The sequence below is a fragment of the Serpens gallinarum genome, assembly GCF_014836765.1.
Taxonomy (GTDB): Bacteria; Pseudomonadota; Gammaproteobacteria; order Pseudomonadales; family Pseudomonadaceae; genus Serpens; species Serpens gallinarum.
Window position 1 is genome coordinate 25,298 of record NZ_JACSQG010000001.1, and the last position, 20,641, is coordinate 45,938.

The following is a 20,641-nucleotide window of genomic DNA, read 5'->3' on the forward strand; positions in this document are numbered from 1 at the left end:
GTTCAAGTCCTTGTGAAATGTTCAGGCATCCAGCGGTTGTTGGGCGGCAAGACCGAGTTCACCCAGCACGCGTTCGCGGGCATCGTCGTCGGCCAGCACGCTTTCAATCGCCTTGCGAAAGGCCGGGGTATTGCCCAGCGGGCCTTTCAGGGCCACCAGCGCGTCACGCAGGTCCATGAGCTTTTTCAGTTCGGGAACCTGCTCGACCAGGCTGGCCGGGTTGAAATCCTTCATTGAGTTGAGGCGCAATTCCACGGCCAGGTCGTCGCTGGCGTCGTCCTGGAGGCGGTTCGCCACGGTGAACGACAGGCTCAACTCCTGCTTGGCGAGCACCTCGTCGAAGCTGCCCTTGTCGATAGCGATCGGCTTGCGGTCCTCGATCTTGCGGTCGTCGGCGCGCTGGGTGAAGTCGCCGAGCACCAGCAATTTGAGCGGCAGTTCCAGCTCTTCCTGGGCATTGCCGGTGGCGGGCTTGAAGGTGACGTTGATGCGTTCCTTGGGTGCGACCGAGCCTTCTTTGGCCATGGTTCTCTCCTTTGTGGTTATTCCAGTGCCGCGCCGAGATCAAGGTGGCACAGCCTGCGGTAAATCTCGTCCTTGCGTTCCCGCACACCGGCGTGCTGCTGCAATCGCTCGTAGCACGCGTACAGCAGGTGCAGGATGTCCAGGGCGAGATTGGGTTCCCAGGCGTCCAAGCCGCTGGCTTGTAGCTTCTGGTCAAGTGTTTCGAGCTGGACCTTGGCCAGTTCGTACTGCTTGGCCTGGTGGCACAGGCGGGCCAGGGCAAGCTGCCAAAAGAACGTCTCCCGACCGCCGCGCGCGCTGGCCAAGCCTTGGCTGAGCTGTCGCACGGCGGGCTTGAGCCCCTCCTTGCGCAGCAGGGGCAGAACCTCCTGCAGGGCGGTTTCCCACGGGGCTGCGCCGTCAGCAGGCGGAGGCGAGGAAGCCGGTGCAGCCTGCGGCGCCTGTACATGGGGCATGACACGCGCGCTGATCCAGGCGCGGGTGGCCTCCGAGGCGAAGGGCGTGCCGTCGTGAAAACGCAGTTCGTCGAGGCCCGGTATACGCTGCAGAAACAGCGCCAGCTGAATCTCCACTTCCTGCAGGGCGGGCGTGGCATCCAGGGCGTGCAAGCATTCCCAGACGCGGTGTTGGCCATCTAGCCAGAACGGCGCGCGGGCGAGACTCGCCTCCAGCTCGACCAGCAACTCGGTGTGCCGGCCTTGCTGAAAGCGTTCTTGAAACTGGACCAGCTTGTCGACCGGCAAGCCGCGCAAGGCGGTGATCTGCTCGGCGTTGTGCTCCGGCACGCTGTCAATCGGCAGCCACAACAGGGTGCGCGACAGGCGTAGGGCGCGTACGTCGCCGGCTTGGCGAGCGAGCCACCAGGCGCACAGGGGGCGTGCCTGGTCTTGCAGCTGGCGCAGGCACTTGTGGGCGTCCTTGTCGTTGTGCACCACTCCGGGCGCGGCTGGAGCAGACGGCGTTATCGACTGCGCCGTGGCGACTGTCGGTGTTTCTGCGGGCGCCACTGCGGGGCTTTGTCGCGTGGTATTCAGCAGATCCGTCAGGCGCCGGGACAGCGGCAGCAACAGCGGCGCGTCGTCGGCCAGGTGTTGGCTCAGGCAGGCATCCAGATCGCGCAGGTGTTCGGCCAGAGACTGGAGCAATGCTGGTTGCTCGCCTGGGGGCAGCTCTTCGTTCAACGCCTGCTCAAGGCGCGGTACCAACCAGTTAAGCGCAGCCGCCCGGGTGCGCGGTTTGCGGGGGTGCAGATCGTCCCAATGGTGCACGCACAGGTGCCGCAGTATGCCGAGGCCAGCATGCAGGCCAGGCAAGGCTTCCTGCTGTAACAGGCCCCAGGTCAACCAGGCCGCTACGCGCAGATCCTTGGATTGCGAGGCGAGCAGCGCTGCGCAGGCGTCGAGCATATGCGGCCAATCGACAGCGCCATCGGCATGAATGGACGAGGCGTTTTGTAGTTGCCGCTCTAGATATTCATATTCGGAGGAATAGCGCGCATCGTCGCCCGCGAAGTTGTCGGGGCGAATGGGGAGATTGGCCAGTTGTACATAATGTGAATGGAGCGCGCTTGAATAGGTCATTCCATGACTCGCCGCAGGCGCAATTAGCGCCGGGGGTATTTTTTATAATTAATTAAGTGCGCAACAAGTTGCGCTATTTAGGCGCAAGCATTACGCACTGCAGGAAGGGCGGCATCCTAGAGCGGCTGGTCAGATAGAACAAGTTCAATGGCGTGAACTGTTAGGGGTTTTAGCCATTTAATAAAAATTAGATTTGGGGCAAAAAAGACAAAGCTTTAATCACGTCTCAAATAATTAGAGCGATCATTCTAATTATGAGCTGATTACAGCAGGTTGGCGCCGATATATATCTGTTATATATGTCGTGGTTTATATGTCTAGGGAACTTTCCCATAACGTTAACGTCAAGCGGTGTTTTCCACCCGGCGCCAACTCAATTCTATCTTCCAGCACATTAGCCGTTTCGATGCACAGCATGCCTTGCCAGGCATCGGCGGCGAATTGCGATAAAAGTCGGCTTTTCTCGGTCCACGGATTCCACACCACAGCGGAGTGCGAGCCGCTGCTCTGCAGGTGGATGCGGCGATGCCAGTGCGGGTCGCGGATGTTCACCTGGCTGGGTACGTCGAGGTAGATGCGGTCGGTTTCGCCGGTAAAGTGCAGGGGGCCTTGTTGCAAGCGACTTTCCCAATTTTGCAGGGTGTCGATGTAGCGGCAGCCGTGCAGGCCTTCGACTTGCACGTCGTGGATGTTGCTGACGGCGAAGTAGGCGTGCAGGGCCTGGCTGAGAAACACCGGCTGCGGGCCATGGTTGTGGCTGGTCAACTCCAGGTGCAGGCGCTGGTCGAGGCGGATGCGCAGGCTCAGTTCGACCGCGTGGGGCCAGTCCGCTAATGGTTGGTCGCGGCTGTCGAAGCAGAATTCGGCAATGACCGCGCCGTCCTGTTCGCTGATGTCCTGCAACCGCCAGTCGAGCGTACGCACCAAGCCGTGGGCGGGTGCCGGCACGGTGCCCTGGTGCATCGCCTGTACCTCGGCAGGATTGCGTTCCAGCGCACCGAACCAGGGCCAGCACACGGGTACCCCGCCGCGCAGGCCTTGGCCCTTGTGATATTCGGCCTGGTCGCTGAGCCAGATCAGCGGCGGGTTATCGTCTCGCTGGTAGGCGAGAACTTGCGCGCCCTGTTCGGCGATCAGCAACTGGGCGCCCTGATGGGTGATTTGCCAGCAGGGGAGGTCGCCGATCTGCTGCAGTTCGATGCTGGTGGTCACGGTCGTCTCCTTGGTTCGTTATAGGGCTGTGCAGTAATCCTAAGCCTGCGCAAAGCAAAACGCCCGTCAAGGACGGGCGTTATGTTGAAGCGAATGCTCCGGGTCACGGGCCGTACACGGTGTCCGGCAGCCAGGTGACGATTTGCGGCCAGCAGTAACAGATCACCAGCATCGACAACTGAATGGCGATGAAGGGCAGCACGCCTTTGTACATGGTCATGGTCGGCACCGAGGCGGGGGTCACGCTGCGCAGGTAGAACAGCGAGAAGCCGAACGGCGGCGTGAGGAACGAGGTCTGCAAGTTGATGGCGATCATCACGCCCAGCCAGACCGGATCCAGCCCCATGGCCAGCAGGATCGGCCCGATGATGGGCACCACCACGAAGCAGATCTCGATGTAATCGAGGATGAAGCCGAGGATGAAGATCACCAGCATGACCATAAAGAAGGCGCCCATCACACCGCCCGGCAGGCTGTGCAGCACGTCCTCGATCACCGCTTCACCGCCGAAGCCGCGGAACACCAGGGAGAACAGTGAGGCGCCGATCAGGATCAGGAACACCATGGCGGAAATCGAGGTGGTGCTTTGTGAGACGTCACGCAGCTGGGCGAAGTTGAGCTTGCCTTTGCTCAGCGCCAGTACGGTGGCGCCCACGGCGCCGATGGCCGCCGCCTCGGTCGGGGTGGCAAAGCCGAGCAGGATCGAGCCGAGCACCAGGAAAATCAGCAACAAAGGCGGCAGCAGCGCGCCGAGGAGTTTGCCCCAGTGCACCTCGCCCAGTTCTTCCTTGGGCAGCGCGGGCAGCTTCGCCGGCTTGAGAAGGGCCATCACCACCAAGTAAAGGATGTACAGGCCGATCAGCAGCAGGCCGGGAATCAGCGCGCCCATGAACAGGTCGCCGACCGAAACGGTCTTCGGCGAGAAGATGCCCATCTTCAACTGTGCTTGCTGATAGGCGCTGGACATCACGTCACCCAGCAAAACCAGCACGATGGACGGCGGGATGATCTGCCCGAGGGTACCGGTGGCGGCCAGGGTGCCGGTGGAAATGGCTGGGTCGTAGCCGCGGCGCAGCATGGTTGGCAACGCCAGCAAGCCCAGGGTTACCACGGTGGCGCCGACGATGCCGGTAGACGCGGCGAGCAGCGCGCCGACCAGGCACACGGAGATCGCCAGGCCGCCGGGTTTGGCGCCGAACAGCCGGGTCATGGACTCCAGCAGGTCATCGGCGATGCGTGATTTCTCCAGCATCACGCCCATGAATACAAACAGCGGCACGGCCAGCATGGTCTGGTTGTTCATGATGCCGTAGATGCGGTTGGGCAGCGCGGACAGGTAGCTGCCATCGAAGGTGCCGGTCAGGATGCCGATCCCGGCGAACAGCAGGGAGACTCCACCCAGCACGAAGGCCACCGGGTAGCCCGACATCAGGAAAATACAGATCCCGGCGAACAACAGGAGCGACATTGCTTCAGCCACGTTGCACCTCGGCGTCTTCGTAGGCGAGGCGGCCGGCCAGTCGGTAGGCGCCCTTGATCAGGTCGGAGATGGCTTGCAGCAACAGGCTGAACACCAAAATCAGAATGATGGTTTTTTGCAGGTACACGAGCGGCAGACCGCCGGCTTCGGACGAGCCTTCAAACGTGGCCCAGGACGCGCTGACATAGCCCCAGCTCAGCCAGGCCAGGAAGCCGCACATTGGCATCAGCAGAATCACAGTGCCAAGCATGTTCATGATGGTCTGGGTGCGGGTGGAAAAGCGTTGGTAGAGAATATCCACCCGCACATGCGCGCCACGTTGCAAAGCCCAGGCGGCAGCGCCCATGAACACCAGGGCATGGCCGTACATCACTGCTTCCTGCAGAGCGATGGCGCCTGTGCCAAAACCGTAACGCAGCACGACCACGACGGTGGTGCCGAATACCAGAAACACAGGAATCCAGGCGCAGATTCGGCCCAGCGCCGCGTTCAGCGCATCGATTGCCCGCGCAAGCGCGAGCAGGGGAGGAGTTTTCGCGGACATGGGGAGTCCTTAAGGGAAGAGAAAGCAGGAAGGGCGGCGATTCTAGGCCCATGGCCAAACGCCGGCAACTTCACCGGCCTTGAAAAATAAGTCGTCGCACCGCACGAGCGGCAAGCAAACGCTCTGTACCCGTGCGTTGCGCGAGGCGCCAATGGCCTAGCGCTTGGGAACCGGTCGGGTGCGTCCACTGCCATCGATGGCGACGAACACGAACACCGCCTCGGTGACTTTGCGCCACTCGCTGGACAGCGGATCGTCGCTCCACACCTCGACCAGCAGGCGCACCGAACTGCGACCGATGTGCTGGGTTTGCGTATAGAAGGACAGCTGTGCGCCGACAGACACCGGCACCATGAACGCCATGCGTTCGATGGACACCGTGGCTACCCGGCCGCCGGCGATCTTACTGGCCATGGAGGTACCCGCCAGGTCCATCTGTGCGACCAGCCAGCCACCGTAGATATCGCCGAAGCCGTTGGTCTCACGTGGCAACGCGGTGAATTGCATGGCCAGGTCGCCTTGGGGGATCGGATCGTCCAGTTCCAGTTCTTGATCTTCAGTCATGGGGTAAAGGCTCATCGGGCGTCGTCGTTATCGTTGTTGTGGGAGGCGCGTCTGGATTAAAAAGCACCGCGCCGCAGTATACCGGCAGCCTGAAGGTCGGGCGACCACGACCGTCGACGTCATCCAACTGTCATATTCCGTTCATAGACTGGTCACACGGCCTGCAGATACTTGGCCCCCGAAGCATCCCCATACCAAGAGTTCAGGAGCAAGGAATGAAATTGAAGCGATTGATGGCGGCCATGACCTTTGTCGCCGCGGGTGTCACTTCTGTTGGAGCCATGGCAGCCGTTGATCCGGCGCTGAGCAGCTATACCAAAACTTCAGGTGTTTCCGGCAACCTGTCCAGCGTGGGTTCCGACTCGCTGGCCAACCTGATGACCCTATGGGCTGAAGAGTTCAAGCGCAGCTACCCGAACGTCAATATCCAGATCCAGGCGGCCGGTTCCTCCACCGCACCGCCGGCGCTGACCGAAGGCACCGCCAACATGGGGCCGATGAGCCGCCCGATGAAGGACAACGAGATCCAGGCCTTCGAGCAGAAGTACGGCTACAAGCCGACCGCGGTTCCGGTGGCCATCGACGCCCTGGCGGTGTTCGTGCACAAGGACAACCCGATCAAGAGCCTGGACATCGCCCAGGTCGACGCGATCTTCTCCAACACTCGTCTGTGCGGCGGCGACAAGAACATCACCACCTGGGGCCAGCTGGGCCTGACCGGTGAGTGGGCGAACAAGCCGATTCAGCTGTTCGGTCGCAACTCGGTGTCCGGCACCTACGGCTACTTCAAGGAAGAAGCGCTGTGCAAGGGTGACTTCAAGGCCAACGTCAACGAGCAGCCGGGTTCGGCCTCGGTGGTGCAATCGATTTCCAGTACCCTGAACGCCATCGGTTATTCGGGCATCGGCTACAAGACCTCCAGCGTCCGTGCCGTGCCGCTGTCCAAGAAAGGCGGTGAAGCTTTCGAAGCCTCGGAAGCCAACGCCCTGGCCGGCAAGTTCCCGCTGGCGCGCTTCTTCTACGTCTACGTGAACAAGGCGCCTAACAAGTCGCTCAGCCCGCTGGATGCCGAGTTCATCAAGCTGGTGCTGTCCAAGCAGGGTCAGGAAGTGGTCGTCAAGGACGGTTACATCCCGCTGCCCAAGAACGTGGTCGACAAGACGCTGAAAGAACTGGGTCTGTAAGTCAGCAAGCCCGCGCCTGGCGCGGGCTTCGCGACTCCCCCCAATGCCCGTCACGCCCTCGGCGATGACGGGCATTGTCGTGTTAGTGCGCTGTAACTTTTCTGTCACACGATCGGCATAAAGTGGCGCCTTAAAATTTACGACAGCCCGCTGCGTTTGGTAGCGGTCGCGGAATTCCTGGCATGAATGAATTGGCGAATGAACCCATGACTGCTCCTTCCCACTCGCCGGGGCTGGATTTCAACACTCCTGCCCTCAAGCGCAAGCGGCGCATACGCGCTCTCAAGGACCGTCTGGCCCGCTGGTACGTCACCATTGGCGGCCTGGCTGTGCTGGGCGCCATTACCTTGATCTTCTTCTACTTGGCTCAAGTCGTCCTGCCCATGTTCCAAGGCGCCGACCTGCAGGCCGAACAGGCCGTGCAACCTGCCTGGCTGGCGGAGCAATCGCCGCCCTTGCTGCTGGCCGTCGAAGAGCAGAACCAGGTGGGATTGCGCCTGGGTACAGACGGACAGGTGCAGTTCTTTTCGGTGGCTAGCGGCGACGTCTTGCGCAGCGAAGCCGTAGCCTTGCCGGCCGACAGCCAGATTGTCTCCCTGGGCGAAGACACGCCCGGCAGCAGCCGCTTTGTCCTGGGCCTGAGCAATGGCCAGGCGCTGGTCATCGAACACGCCTACACGCTCAGTTACCCCAACAATCAGAAAACCATCACCCCCGAGCTGGTTTACCCCTACGGCCCGGAGCCGATCCAACTGGACCCCCAGGGTCGTGCGCTGCAGCAGGTAAGTGTCAGCTTGAATGGATCGAGCCTGCTGCTGGCCGCTGCCACGGGCAATGAACTGCATGCCCTGCGTCTGGAGCGTGAGGAAAACCTGTTCACTGGCGAGGTCACCCGCGACGAGCATCGCTTCGAGCTGCCGCGTCTCGCCGAGCCGATCAAGGCCGTGCTCGTCGACCCGCGCCAGCAATGGTTGTTCGCCTTCAATGGCAAGGCGAGCGTGGACGTGTTCGACCTGCGTCGCCAGCAGTTCAACGGCCGTTACAAGCTGCTGAGCGGCACGGGCGAGGTCACCACGGTGCGTTCCCTACTGGGCGGCATCTCGCTGATGATTGGCGACTCGAAGGGCGGCATCGGCCAGTGGTTCATGGTGCGCGACGAGGATGGCCAGTCCACCCTGCAGAACGTGCGCAACTTCCAGCTGGGCGACAGCCCGATTACGCAGATCCTGCCCGAGGAGCGCCGCAAAGGCTTCCTGGCCATGGACCAGGCGGGCCAGGTCGGTGTTTTCCACAGCACCGCGCACCGCACGCTGCTCACCCAATCCGCGGCCGACGGCACCGCGCACGCTGCACTGTCGCCCCGTGCCAACCGTCTGCTGGTGGAGCGCGAGGGCAGCCTGCAAAACCTGGTCATCGACAACCCGCACCCGGAGATTTCCTGGAGCGCGCTGTGGGGCAAGGTCTGGTACGAGAGCTACGACGAACCCCAGTACGTGTGGCAGTCGACCTCGGCCAATACCGACTTCGAGCCCAAGCTGAGCCTCGCGCCGCTGGCCTTCGGTACCCTCAAGGCAGCCTTCTACGCCATGCTGCTGGCCGCGCCGCTGGCCATTTGCGCGGCGATCTACACCGCCTACTTCATGGCCCCGACGCTGCGCCGCAAGGTCAAGCCGGTGATCGAGCTGATGGAGGCGATGCCCACGGTGATTCTCGGCTTTATCGCCGGTTTGTTCCTCGCGCCTTATATCGAGGGGCACCTGCCAGGCATTTTCAGTCTGCTGTTGCTGATGCCGGTGGGCATTATCGGCGCCGCCTGGCTGTGGAGCCGCCTGCCGGAGTCCATCCGCCTGCGCGTGCCGGACGGCTGGGAAGCACTGCTGCTGATTCCGGTGGTGCTGGGCGTGGGTGCGTTCTCCCTGGGCATCAGCGGTCACCTGGAGAATGCCTTCTTCGGCGGCGACATGCGCCTGTGGCTGAGCAATGACCTGGGCATCCCGTTCGACCAGCGCAACGCCTTGGTGGTCGGCCTGGCCATGGGCTTTGCGGTGATCCCGAACATCTACTCGATCGCCGAGGACGCCGTGTTCAGCGTACCCAAGAGCCTCACCTACGGCTCGCTGGCCTTGGGCGCCACGCCCTGGCAGACGCTGACCCGCGTGGTCATCCTGACCGCCAGTCCGGGGATCTTCTCGGCGCTGATGATCGGCATGGGCCGCGCGGTGGGTGAAACCATGATCGTGCTGATGGCCACCGGCAATACGCCGATCATGGAAGCCAACATCTTCGAGGGTCTGCGCACCCTGGCCGCCAACGTGGCGGTGGAAATGCCCGAATCCGAGGTCGGCAGCAGCCACTATCGCGTGCTGTTCCTGGCTGCCCTGGTGCTGCTGATGTTCACCTTCGTGATGAACACCCTGGCCGAACTGATCCGCCAGCGCCTGCGTGGCAAGTACGCGGCGCTGTAAGAGGAAGGTTTTGACGTGAAACAGAACAATCTGAAAACCTGGTTCAAAAGCGGCACGCCTTGGGTGTGGATGAACGCGGGGGCGGTTGCCATCGCGGTGGTCATGACCCTGGGGCTGTTGCTGGTGATTGCCACCCGCGGGCTGGGACATTTCTGGCCGGCCGATGTGATCGAAGCCGATTACCAAATGCCTGGCCAGGCCAGTCGTGTATTGGCGGGCGAAGTGGTGCAGCTGGAAGAAGTACCGCGTGCTCGCCTGGCCGCATCCGGCCTGCCGGTGACTGCCGAGGGTGGCGAGTTCATGACCCGCGAGCTGCTCAAGGTGGGCAACCGTGAGGTGTATGGCGCCGACTTCAGCTGGGTGGTTGGCGAATGGCTGGCCAACCTGCGCACGCCTGCCGACTTGACGGTGCTGGAGCGCCGCGAGTGGGGCAACTTCTACGGCTATCTGCTCAACGTCAAGGAAAGCGGCCAACTGGTCGCCGAGGGCGAGGCCGCCTGGGGCGAGTTGCAGCGGCGCATTGACCGGGTCGATGCGCTGCACAAGGACATCGTAACGCTCGAGAAGCAGGACATCGGCCGTATCAACCATGGACTGGAGCGTTTGCGTCTGCAGGGCCGCAAGCTGGAGTTGCAAGGCAAGCTGGATGCCGCCGCCCAGGCTGATCTGGATGCCGAGCGGGCGCAGTGGGATGCCGAGTACAAGGTGCTGGAAACCCGCCTGGTCGAGCTGTATCAGGCGTTCAACCGTGACAGCGTGACGGTGCGCACGGTCGATGGCCGGGAGCAGGAGATCAGCCTCGGCAAGGTGGTGCGTGCCTTCCAGCCCAACGCCATGTCGTTCGGGGACAAGCTCGGCTTCTACTTCATCAAGCTGTGGGAGTTCGTCAGCGACGAGCCGCGTGAGGCGAACACCGAAGGCGGCATCTTCCCGGCGATCTTCGGTACGGTGCTGATGACGCTGATCATGGCGGTAATCGTCACCCCGTTCGGCGTGATCGCGGCGGTGTACCTGCGCGAATACGCCAAGCAGGGCGTGCTGACCCGGGTGATCCGCATTGCGGTGAACAACCTCGCCGGCGTGCCGTCCATCGTTTACGGCGTGTTCGGCCTGGGCTTCTTCGTCTATGTGCTGGGCGGCTCCATTGACCGGTTGTTCTTCCCGGAAGCCGCGCCGGCGCCGACCTTCGGTACGCCGGGCCTGATGTGGGCCTCGCTGACCCTGGCGATCCTTACGCTGCCGGTGGTGATCGTTGCCACCGAAGAAGGCCTGGCGCGCATTCCGCGTACCGTGCGCGAGGGTTCGCTGGCGCTGGGTGCCACCAAGGCCGAAACGCTGTGGAAGATCGTCTTGCCGATGGCCAGCCCGGCGATGATGACCGGCCTGATCCTTGCCGTGGCGCGTGCCGCCGGTGAAGTGGCGCCGCTGATGCTGGTGGGCGTGGTCAAACTGGCGCCGAGCCTGCCCCTGGATGGCAACTATCCCTACCTGCACCTCGACCAGAAAATCATGCACCTGGGCTTCCACATCTACGACGTCGGCTTCCAGAGCCCCAACGTCGAAGCCGCACGCCCCTTGGTGTATGCCACCGCGTTGCTGCTGGTGGTGGTAATCGCCACCTTGAACATGAGTGCGGTCTACATCCGCAACCACCTGCGCGAAAAGTACAAGGCGCTTGAACACTAACAGCCGATAAAAGCGCTGGAGGCTGAACGCTGGACGAGTGAGGGCTTTTTCGTCCAGCCTCAAGCCTTCGGCCTCCAGCGAATGACGGAGACACCCATGCAAGCACAAAACCATAGCCACGGCATCGACATCGGCGCCCTGGGTCGCAACAAGCAGAGCCTGTCGCTGGCCGACGAGAAGGTGGCGCTGGAAGTGCCCGGCCTGAACCTGTTCTACGGGCAGAAGCAGGCCCTGCACAATGTCGCCCTGAACATTCCCAAGGAGCGCGTGACCGCCTTCATCGGTCCGTCCGGCTGCGGCAAGTCCACCCTGCTGCGCTGCTTCAACCGCATGAACGACCTGGTGGACGGTTGCCGCGTCGAGGGCGAGATTCGCCTCGACGGCAACGACATCTACCGCAAGGGCGAGGACGTCGCCGAGCTGCGCCGCCGCGTCGGCATGGTGTTTCAGAAGCCCAACCCGTTCCCCAAGAGCATCTACGAGAACGTGGTTTACGGCCTGCGCATCCAGGGCATCAACAAGAAGCGCACCCTTGATGAGGCCGTGGAGTGGGCGCTCAAGGGCGCGGCGCTGTGGGACGAGGTCAAGGACCGCCTGCACGAGTCGGCCCTGGGCCTGTCCGGCGGCCAGCAGCAGCGTCTGGTGATCGCGCGGACCATCGCCGTGTCGCCGGAAGTGCTGCTGCTCGACGAACCCTGCTCGGCGCTCGATCCGATCTCCACCCTCAAGGTGGAAGAGCTGATCTACGAGCTGAAGTCCAAGTACACCATCGTCATCGTCACCCACAACATGCAGCAGGCCGCGCGCGTTTCGGACTACACGGCGTTCATGTACATGGGCAAACTGATCGAGTACGGCGACACTGACACGCTGTTCACCAACCCGGCGCAGAAGCAGACCGAGGACTACATCACCGGGCGCTACGGCTAGTACCACGCAAGACGAGAAGAGCGCTGGAGGCTGGAGGCTGAACGAATGGCTTCCTCGTCCAGCCTTCAGCCTTCAGCCTTCAGCGGCTTTTCGGAGTTTTGATATGAAAGACAATCACAGCCAACACATCTCCCAGCAGTTCAACGCCGAGCTGGAAGAGGTGCGTAGCCACCTGCTGGCCATGGGTGGCCTGGTGGAAAAGCAGGTCAATGACGCGGTCACCGCGCTGATCGAGGCTGATTCGGGCCTGGCCCAGCAGGTGCGTGAGCTCGACGAGCAGACCAACCAGATGGAGCGCGACATTGACGAGGCGTGCCTGCGCATCCTCGCCCGCCGCCAGCCGGCGGCCTCCGACCTGCGCCTGGTGATCAGCATCTCCAAATCGGTAATCGACCTGGAGCGCATCGGCGACGAGGCGTCGAAGATTGCCCGTCGCGCCATTCAACTGTGTGAGGAAGGCTCGGCGCCGCGTGGTTATGTCGAGGTGCGGCATATCGGTGACCAAGTACGCAAGATGGTGCAGGATGCGCTGGACGCCTTCGCGCGCTTCGACCCGGAGTTGGCCCTGGCAGTGGCGCAGTATGACAAGACCGTCGATCGCGAGTACAAGACCGCCCTGCGCGAGCTGGTCACCTACATGATGGAAGACCCGCGGGCGATCTCGCGCGTGCTCAATGTGATCTGGGCGCTGCGCTCGCTGGAGCGCATCGGCGACCATGCGCGCAACATCGCCGAACTGGTGATTTACCTGGTACGCGGCACCGATGTACGTCACATGGGCCTCAAGCGCATGCGCGAGGAAGTTCAGGGCGACAAGGGTTCGCCGGCATAACGTGCAGAACCGCTGCATGGCCGCGAGTGGGCGCATAACGTTCGCGGCCAAACGGTACCATCGTTTCGCCAAACTTGATCCGCAGCGCTCGCAGTCTGGCCCCTGCTGTCGTTTTCAATGGCTTGCTAAAGCCAGGCCTGGGCCAGCCGATACCCAACAGAACAGGCACTGCTAGGTGTCAACGTACGGAAAACCGGCGCACGCCTCGGTTTTCCTTGTGCCGTGGGCGAAAGGGGCGGGTTTTGGCTGAATCAGCGGAACGATTTGAAGTGGCATTAGGCTATTACTGCCGCCTATGCTTGATCCCCTCGAGTGGGAGGGTGCGATGAACAAAGTCAGCGTACTGATCGTGGATGACGCGGCATTCATTCGCGATCTGGTAAAGAAGGGCTTGCGTGTGCATTTTCCGGGCATTCGCATCGAAGAGGCCGTCAATGGCCGCAAGGCCCAGCAATACCTCAGCCGTAACGAGATTGACCTGATCCTCTGCGATTGGGAGATGCCGGAGATGTCCGGACTCGAGCTTCTCGCGTGGTGTCGCAGCGATGACGCGCACCAGACCACGCCGTTCATCATGGTCACCAGTCGCGGCGACAAGGAAAATGTCGTGCAGGCGGTCAAGGCAGGCGTGACCGATTACATTGGCAAACCGTTCACCAGCGAACAGCTGCTTGGCAAGGTCAAGAAGGCTCTGCACCAGTCGGGGCGTCTTGAAGCATTGGCGTCGGGCACCAACAGCCAGTCCGCCTATGCCATGGCCGGCGACTCGGTCAGCGCCCTGACCGGTGCGCGTGTCGATGCGGCGAAGTCGCTTCTCAATGCCCCGCCCGTGCCGGGCGCCTCCGCCGCTGGCAAACCTGCCGTCAGCGCGACTGCGCCAAAACCGGCGGTGAACAAGTCCCTGAACAATCGCGGGCGTGGTCAGTTGCGCCTGTCCGGTGGCATCCTCCCGTGCCTGATCAAGGACCTCAGCCTCAAAGATGCCTCGGTGCTGATCAAAAGCGCCAGTTTCATTCCGCAGGTGCTGGAAAGTGCCGTGCTGGACCTCGAACAGGGCGAAGGGGGCGAAGTGGCACGGCTCAATGGCTATGTGCACGCCATTGCTGCTGCGGAGCCCCGGGCGGACAGCGAATGGCTGCAGTTGGTCTTGCGCTTTGTCGACAGTGATCCGAAGAAGCTCGATTACTTGTCGCGGCAGATCGCCCGCGGTACTCAGCACAGGCATTTTGTGCCTGGCGCCTGAGAGCTTCCTGACGCTTCGGCTCCTCGACGGAGCCGGAAATCGAACGGCTTCACAGCTTGAGTCCGCACCACTCGCACCGCCTGGCAAGGCTCGCTAGGCTCCCGCGTTCAGCCTAGTGCGGTTCAGATATTCTTCACCATGCTTGCACGCTTGCTTCTTCTCGGCGGTCTGCTGGCCCTGTGCGTGCCAACCACCGCCTTGACCATCTACAAGTACACCGATGCCAACGGCGTGGTCACCTACAGCGACCAGGCCCACAGCGGTGCTCAGGTGTTCGTGTTTCGCGACCGCATGGTCGAGGAGCTGGAGAATCGCGTTCATCTAACCACGCGCAAGCACGCCGCCGGCGAAACTCTGGTGGTGCACAATGAGTTGTACGCGCCGGTGGAGATCGAGCTGCGCCTGAGTGAGGTGGACAATGCCGTGGGCGCTCCGGATGAGCCAGTACGCTGGATCTTGCCGCCACGCAGCGAGATCCGCCTGCTGACCCTGGCGCCGCGAGACCCTGCCAAGCCGCTCAGCTATACGCCCAAGCTGCGCCATGCCCTGGGCGATCCACGGCTGCTGCCGACCAGCAGCCGTTACCCGCTGCCGTGGCAGGGCGGCCCCTTCCGGCTGACCCAGGGCGCCAACGGTCGCTACAGTCACTTTACACCCAAAGGGCGCTACGCCATGGACATCGCCATGCCAGAAGGCACGCCAATTCTGGCCGCCCGTGGCGGTGTGGTGGTCAGCCTGGAAAATCAGCAGAGCGGGCGCGGCAATAACCCTTCCGGCAACTATGTGCGCATCCTGCATAACGACGGCACCATGGGCGTGTATCTGCACCTGATGCGTGGCTCGGTGCGAGTGCGCGAAGGGCAGCGTGTGGAAACCGGCAGTCTGATCGCCCGCTCCGGCAATACCGGCAACAGCACCGGCCCTCATCTGCACTTCGTCGTGCAGCGTAATGTCGGGCTGGCGCTGGAATCGATTCCGTTCACCTTTACCCAGCCGGTCAATAGCCTGCCGAATTTTGCGGTGGGCGGCGAATAGCGGTACGACCCTTCGTCGGCTGCTACGGAGTTGCGCAGGCGCGCGCTCATATTGACTACTAATTACTCAACATGCCGTAGAACCCAGCCGCCGCGGACGGGCCGCGCGGCGTGGTGCAATCGCCAGGAGGACCGCTTTCATGACCCGATTGCAGTGCGAGTATCGCGAACATGCCATCAAGGCCGATGTGGTCGAGCATCCGGACTTGCCCACGCCCTGGGCGGGCGGCTGCCATATCACCGCCCCGGACGGACACACCACGCGGCGGATCGCCTTGCCGGTGCAATCGGCTTTTCTGGCCGACCTGGACAGTGCTCAGCGCGCGTCCATTGCGCATGGCAAGTGGCTGGTGGATCAGCACCTGGATCATGGACGGGCACTGCCGGAGTAAACGGCTGCCCATCCATCGGGCCTCACCCCAGCTTGAGCACCTTGGCCAGGACAACCTTGGGGCCTTTCATCTTCTTGATGATGATGCGCAGGCCTTCGGTGTCCAGCGCCTCTTCTTCCTCCGGCATGCGCTTGAGCGTGTCATAGATCAGGCCGGCCAGCGTATCCGCCTCGACATGGTCGAGGTCGACATCGAGCAGGCGCTCGATCTTGAATAGCGGCGTGTCGCCGCGCACCAGGAGCTTGCCGGGCTGGTACGCCAGAATGCCACGCTCGGTCTTGCGGTGTTCATCCTGGATATCGCCCACCAGCGCTTCGAGCACGTCTTCCATGGTCAGGTAACCGATCACCTTGCCGTCGGCCTCTTCGACCAAGGCGAAATGTGCCCCGCCCTGGCGGAAGGTTTCGAGCAGCGTGGTCAGCGGCATGTGCCGTGAAACGCGCTCCAACGGGTGCATCAGCTCGTCGAGGTCGATGTGCTCGGGACGCTTTTCCAGCAGTGAGAGTTGCAGCAGCAGGTCCTTGATATGGAGAACGCCGATGAACTCGCCAGCATCCTCATCATAAATCGGGTAACGGCTGTATTTGTGGCGGCGAAACACACGGAACACGTCTTCGAGGCTGGCGCTGCGCTCGACATAGACCAGGTCTTCACGGGAGTTGGCCCAGTCGGCGACTTCCAGCTCGCCCATTTCGACGGCCGAGGCCAGTACGCGAATATCCTGATTGCTGGGGTCGTGAGCCCGATTGGAGTGCAGGATCAGCTTGAGTTCTTCGCGGCTGTAGTGATGCTCGCTGTGTTCGCCCGGCTCGCCCTGCCCGGCAATACGCAAGATGGCATTGGCGCTGGCGTTGAGCACGTAAATGGCGGGATACATCGCCCAATAGAACAGGTACAGCGGCACGGCGGTCCACAGCGACAGCAGTTCCGGTTTGCGAATCGCCCAGGACTTGGGCGCCAGTTCGCCGACCACGATGTGCAGGTAGGAAATCACCGCGAAGGCGGAAAAGAAGGCAATACCGTGGAGCAAAGCCTCGGATTCGACGCCGAACATCTCCAGCATTGGTTCGAGGAGATGGGCGAAGGCGGGTTCGCCAACCCAGCCCAATCCCAGCGACGCCAAGGTAATGCCCAGCTGGCACGCGGACAGGTAGGCGTCCATCTGGTTGTGAACGGTGCGCAGAATATGTCCGCGCCAGCCGTGTTGCTCGGCAATGGCGTCGACCTTGGTGGCGCGCAGGCGGACGATGGCGAACTCCGCGGCGACGAAGAAGCCGTTGAGCAGGACGAGAAACAGGGCGAACAGGACGAGGCCGAAGTCGGCAAAGTAGGAGGCAGCGGTAAAACTAGGGGAAGGGTCCATGGATACGAAAGTTGGCCAATGAAGCGCGCAAGATGGGCCTGCGCGCACGGTTTTTCAAGGCATAAAGATCAGTCTCTTGAATTTGGCGCGTTGCGCTGGACCAGTTGGTTGTGCGGGAAGTGGCAGGTGAAGGTGCTGCCTTGGCCCACCGTGCTGATCACATCCAGGCGGCCGTGATGACGCAAGAGCACATGCTTGACGATCGCCAGGCCCAGCCCAGTGCCGCCGGTGTCGGAAGCCCGACTGGCATCGACCCGGTAAAAACGCTCGGTGAGGCGAGAAATATGCCGCGGTTCGATGCCGATGCCGCTGTCCTGCACCGACAGATGGCCACCCTGTTCATTGCCCCACCAGCGAATCTGGATCTCCCCCTCATCCGGGGTGTATTTCACCGCATTGAACACCAGGTTGGAAAAAGCGCTGCGTAACTCGCTTTCGCTACCCTTGAGCTTGAGGTGCGGATCGGCCTCAAGACTGATGCGATGCTGGCGCTCGCCCGATAGCGCCTGGGCGTCGGCACGGATCGACAGCAGTAACAGGTCGACCGCCACCGGCTGGTTGTCCGAGGGGTACTCGGTGGCTTCCAGGCGGGCCAGCATCAGCAGGTCATTGAGCAGGTTCTGCATGCGGCCGGCCTGCTGCTGCATTTGCTGCATGGGGCGCAGCCAGCGCGGATTGATCTGGTCAACGTTATCCAGCAGCGTCTCCAGATAGCCGGTAATCACCGTCAGGGGTGTGCGCAGTTCATGGGAGACGTTGGCCACGAAGTCCTTGCGCATCTGCTCCAGCAACTGCAGTCGCGTGACGTCTCGCACCACCATCAGGTGCTCGCTCTGACCGTACAGGGTGATAAAAAACTGCAGTTGCAGCTGCGGGTTGATCGGCGAGGGCAGCTCCAGCGGGTCGTGAAAATTCTGCCGATCGAAATAATCCTTGAAACGCGGATGACGGATCAGGTTGGTCACCGCCTGGCCGGTGTCCTGGGGTGCGGTCAGGCCGAGCAACGTGCGTGCGGCGGGATTCCACCATTCCAGATTACCGTCGCGATCGAGCATGACCACCGCATCCTTGAGCGCGGCAGTCGACTTCTGGGCGCGGTTGATCACCGCCTGCAGCCGATCGCGGGCCTGGCGGCTGCGGCGCTTCTGGTAGTGGATGCGGTCGTAGAGTTCTTCCCACAAGCCGCTGGCATGGGGCACTTCATCGTCCGGTTCGGCATGTTCCAGCCAATGGCGCAGTCGCAGCAGACCCGTGAGCAGCCAGGCCAGGTAGGCGGCCAGGCACAGTGCCACACTCCAGCCCCACGCCTTGGTGAACAGACCCAGCAGCAGGCTGGTGCCCACCAACAGGGCCATGTGGCGGAACAGCACACTTCGCCAATTGGAATTCAAGGGCGTTACTCAACCTTTAGTGGAAAAACGGTAACCGGTGCCGCGCACGGTCTGCACCAGCCCTTCATAGTTTTCGCCCAGCGACTTGCGCAACCGGCGGATGTGCACGTCCACGGTACGTTCTTCAACGTAAACGTTGCCACCCCACACCTGGTCGAGCAGCTGGCTGCGGGTGTAGGCGCGCTCCTGATGAGTCATGAAGAACTGCAGCAAACGGTATTCGGTCGGGCCCATTTCGGCCGGACGACCGTCGATGGTCACCCGGTGGCTGACCGGATCCAGGTGCAGGCCGCCGATTTCGATGGGCGTCTCGCCCTGGTCCGGAGCGGTGCGGCGCAGCACCGCTTTTAGACGGGCAACCAGCTCGCGCGGGGAAAACGGCTTGGTGATGTAATCATCGGCGCCGACTTCAAGGCCCTGCACCTTGTTGTCCTCCTCACCCTTGGCGGTCAGCATGATTACCGGGATGTTTGCCGTCAGCACGTCGCGCTTCAGGCGCCGGGCCAGTTCGATGCCCGACGTGCCGGGCAGCATCCAGTCGAGCAGAATCAGGTCGGGCATGCGGTCCACGATCATGCTGTGGGCCTGCTGGCTGTCCGCGGCTTCGAGGCTTTCGTAGCCGGCCATTTCCAGCGCTACGGCAATCATCTCGCGGATGGGTGCTTCGTCATCGACGATAAGAATGGTTTTTCCTGCCATGGGTATCGCCTTTTGGGTTCCAGTCACTGGCCTGCATTAGATAACGGAATTATTGCAGGGATGTGACAGGCGGACTTCAGCTGCCGATGGGGCAGGGTTGAACATGCCGCCTGGGCGCAGGGTCATACCCTTCGAACTGGCAGCAGCCCGCGCTTGGCCTGACAAGAGGAACATTGCGATGAAAACACGTTTCACGTTGCTGACGGGGGCCGCATTGGCCGCATGGCTGGCGCTTCCGGCCCTGGTGCTGGCGCAGGAGCCGGCCATGGTGAAAGAAGGTCGATTGGTCGATGGCCAGGGCATGACCCTTTACACCTACGGCAAGGACAGTGATGGCCAATCCAACTGTACCCAGGAATGCGCGGACATCTGGCCACCGCTGGTCGCCAGCGAGGACGCCACAGGCTCGGGTGACTGGAGCCTGGTCACCCGCGACGACGGCACGCAACAGTGGGCCTATGACGGAAAGCCGCTGTACACCTACGTCAAGGACACCAAACCCGGCGACACCACCGGCGACACCCTGATGGGCGTCTGGCACGTCGCCAAGCCGAAGTAAGGGCGCGCTGTTGGCCCAGGTAGACCACCAGTCGACTAGCCGGCCAGGGGTGTGCTGCGCAGCGCGTAATCGACGAGTGCGCCAATCAAAATCACCAGCCCCGCCCAGTGGTTGTGCAGGAAGCACTGAAAGCAGACCAGCGGATCACGATGGCGGGTGCGCCAGAATTCCCACAAGAAGCACAGCGCGGCTCCGACCAGGCCGAGGTGGAAGTACAGGCCCAGCTCGAAGCGCGCCGCGGCGAGCATCAGGCAGAACAGCGAGAGAAACTGCAGGCCGAGGATGATCGCGCGATCCGCTTCGGCAAACAGAATGGCAGTGGATTTCACGCCAATCTTCAGGTCGTCCTCGCGGTCGGCCATGGCGTAGTAGGTGTCATAACCCACGGTCCACACCAAGTTGGCGACGAACAGCAGCCAGGCTTCGGGCGGCAGGCTGCCGGTCTCGGCGGTGAAGCACATCAGAATGCCCCACGAATAGGCCGCGCCGAGCACCACCTGCGGGTAATAGGTGTAGCGCTTCATGAACGGGTATAGCGAAGCGACCGCCAGGGCGCCGAACGACAGCCAGACGGTGACGGCATTGGTCATCAATACCAGGCCGAAACTCAGCGCGACCAATACGGCGAACAGCGCCCAGGCTTCGCGCACGCTGATCTTGCCCCTGGCCAGCGGGCGCTCACGGGTGCGGCGTACATGGCCGTCGACGTTACGGTCGGCGAAATCGTTGATCACGCAGCCGGCCGAGCGCATGAGGATCACCCCCAGGGTGAAGATCACCACGTTGGCAACGCTGGGCGCGCCCTTGCCGGCAATCAACAGGGCGGTCAGCGTCGGCCAGAGCAGCAGGTAAATACCGATGGGCTTGTCCAGGCGCATGAGCTGGATGAAATCCCAGGCGCGTGGGTGCAGGCGATTGAAGGAATGCAGCAGGTGGGTATACATGGGGGCCCCTCCAA

At 62.2% G+C, this 20,641-nt stretch carries 19 protein-coding genes; 9 read left to right on the plus strand and 10 right to left on the minus strand.

Annotation, left to right across the window (positions count from 1 at the left end; translation table 11 throughout):
- Positions 1-21: 21 nt before the first annotated feature.
- From tssB to H9642_RS00130, 6 genes are all read right to left on the minus strand, one after another.
- The gene (tssB, locus tag H9642_RS00105; RefSeq protein ID WP_251834384.1) at positions 22-525 is read right to left on the minus strand and encodes a type VI secretion system contractile sheath small subunit; all 504 of its coding nucleotides are present in this window, start codon (positions 523-525) and stop codon (positions 22-24) included.
- A 17-nt stretch (positions 526-542) separates the two neighbouring features.
- Positions 543-2,105, minus strand: a complete 1,563-nt coding sequence (gene tssA / locus H9642_RS00110; RefSeq protein ID WP_251834385.1) for a type VI secretion system protein TssA — start codon at positions 2,103-2,105, stop codon at positions 543-545.
- Between the two features lie 309 nt (positions 2,106-2,414).
- A complete protein-coding gene (locus H9642_RS00115) occupies positions 2,415-3,317 on the minus strand; it encodes a D-hexose-6-phosphate mutarotase (RefSeq protein ID WP_251834386.1) in 903 nt (300 codons plus the stop codon).
- A gap of 103 nt (positions 3,318-3,420) precedes the next feature.
- Positions 3,421-4,797, minus strand: a complete 1,377-nt coding sequence (locus tag H9642_RS00120) for a TRAP transporter large permease (protein WP_251834387.1) — start codon at positions 4,795-4,797, stop codon at positions 3,421-3,423.
- Entirely contained in the window at positions 4,790-5,341 is a 552-nt protein-coding gene (locus tag H9642_RS00125) for a TRAP transporter small permease subunit (RefSeq protein ID WP_251834388.1), read from the minus strand. Before H9642_RS00125 ends, H9642_RS00120 begins: the two co-directional genes overlap by 8 nt.
- Positions 5,342-5,497: 156 nt before the next feature.
- On the minus strand, positions 5,498-5,905 hold the full coding sequence (locus tag H9642_RS00130) for an acyl-CoA thioesterase (protein ID WP_251834389.1): 408 nt from the start codon (positions 5,903-5,905) through the stop codon (positions 5,498-5,500).
- 215 nt (positions 5,906-6,120) lie between these two features.
- Between H9642_RS00130 and H9642_RS00135 the strand changes: the two genes are divergently transcribed.
- The 8 genes from H9642_RS00135 to H9642_RS00170 all read left to right on the plus strand — a co-directional run bounded on the left by H9642_RS00135 (position 6,121) and on the right by H9642_RS00170 (position 15,671).
- Positions 6,121-7,089 carry a phosphate ABC transporter substrate-binding protein PstS gene (locus H9642_RS00135; protein ID WP_251834390.1) on the plus strand — a complete coding sequence of 323 codons (969 nt, stop codon included), beginning with the start codon at positions 6,121-6,123 and terminating at the stop codon, positions 7,087-7,089.
- A 182-nt stretch (positions 7,090-7,271) separates the two neighbouring features.
- Entirely contained in the window at positions 7,272-9,554 is a 2,283-nt protein-coding gene (locus H9642_RS00140; RefSeq protein WP_251834391.1) for an ABC transporter permease subunit, read from the plus strand.
- A 69-nt stretch (positions 9,555-9,623) separates the two neighbouring features.
- On the plus strand, positions 9,624-11,240 hold the full coding sequence (gene pstA, locus H9642_RS00145; RefSeq protein WP_251835327.1) for a phosphate ABC transporter permease PstA: 1,617 nt from the start codon (positions 9,624-9,626) through the stop codon (positions 11,238-11,240).
- Positions 11,241-11,336: 96 nt separating this feature from the next.
- Positions 11,337-12,170, plus strand: coding sequence for a phosphate ABC transporter ATP-binding protein PstB (gene pstB / locus H9642_RS00150; RefSeq protein ID WP_251834392.1), 834 nt, complete (start codon positions 11,337-11,339; stop codon positions 12,168-12,170).
- A 103-nt stretch (positions 12,171-12,273) separates the two neighbouring features.
- On the plus strand, positions 12,274-13,002 hold the full coding sequence (phoU, locus tag H9642_RS00155) for a phosphate signaling complex protein PhoU (RefSeq protein ID WP_251834393.1): 729 nt from the start codon (positions 12,274-12,276) through the stop codon (positions 13,000-13,002).
- 325 nt (positions 13,003-13,327) lie between these two features.
- Complete coding sequence (locus H9642_RS00160) at positions 13,328-14,245, plus strand: response regulator (RefSeq protein WP_251834394.1); 918 nt, start codon at positions 13,328-13,330, stop codon at positions 14,243-14,245.
- A 138-nt stretch (positions 14,246-14,383) separates the two neighbouring features.
- On the plus strand, positions 14,384-15,280 hold the full coding sequence (locus tag H9642_RS00165; protein WP_251834395.1) for a peptidoglycan DD-metalloendopeptidase family protein: 897 nt from the start codon (positions 14,384-14,386) through the stop codon (positions 15,278-15,280).
- 139 nt (positions 15,281-15,419) lie between these two features.
- The gene (locus H9642_RS00170; protein WP_251834396.1) at positions 15,420-15,671 is read left to right on the plus strand and encodes a hypothetical protein; all 252 of its coding nucleotides are present in this window, start codon (positions 15,420-15,422) and stop codon (positions 15,669-15,671) included.
- Between the two features lie 22 nt (positions 15,672-15,693).
- On the opposite strand, the gene H9642_RS00175 is transcribed toward H9642_RS00170, so the two are convergent.
- From H9642_RS00175 to phoB, 3 genes are all read right to left on the minus strand, one after another.
- A complete protein-coding gene (locus H9642_RS00175; protein WP_251834397.1) occupies positions 15,694-17,034 on the minus strand; it encodes a hemolysin family protein in 1,341 nt (446 codons plus the stop codon).
- A 68-nt stretch (positions 17,035-17,102) separates the two neighbouring features.
- Entirely contained in the window at positions 17,103-18,425 is a 1,323-nt protein-coding gene (gene phoR, locus H9642_RS00180; protein WP_251834398.1) for a phosphate regulon sensor histidine kinase PhoR, read from the minus strand.
- A 9-nt stretch (positions 18,426-18,434) separates the two neighbouring features.
- Positions 18,435-19,124, minus strand: coding sequence for a phosphate regulon transcriptional regulator PhoB (gene phoB / locus H9642_RS00185; protein WP_251834399.1), 690 nt, complete (start codon positions 19,122-19,124; stop codon positions 18,435-18,437).
- 178 nt (positions 19,125-19,302) lie between these two features.
- On the opposite strand from phoB, the gene H9642_RS00190 reads away from it, so the two are divergent.
- Positions 19,303-19,683, plus strand: a complete 381-nt coding sequence (locus tag H9642_RS00190) for a COG4315 family predicted lipoprotein (protein ID WP_251834400.1) — start codon at positions 19,303-19,305, stop codon at positions 19,681-19,683.
- A 35-nt stretch (positions 19,684-19,718) separates the two neighbouring features.
- Here the strand turns inward: H9642_RS00190 and ubiA are convergent, their stop codons facing one another.
- On the minus strand, positions 19,719-20,627 hold the full coding sequence (ubiA, locus tag H9642_RS00195; protein ID WP_251834401.1) for a 4-hydroxybenzoate octaprenyltransferase: 909 nt from the start codon (positions 20,625-20,627) through the stop codon (positions 19,719-19,721).
- Positions 20,628-20,641 lie beyond the last annotated feature (14 nt).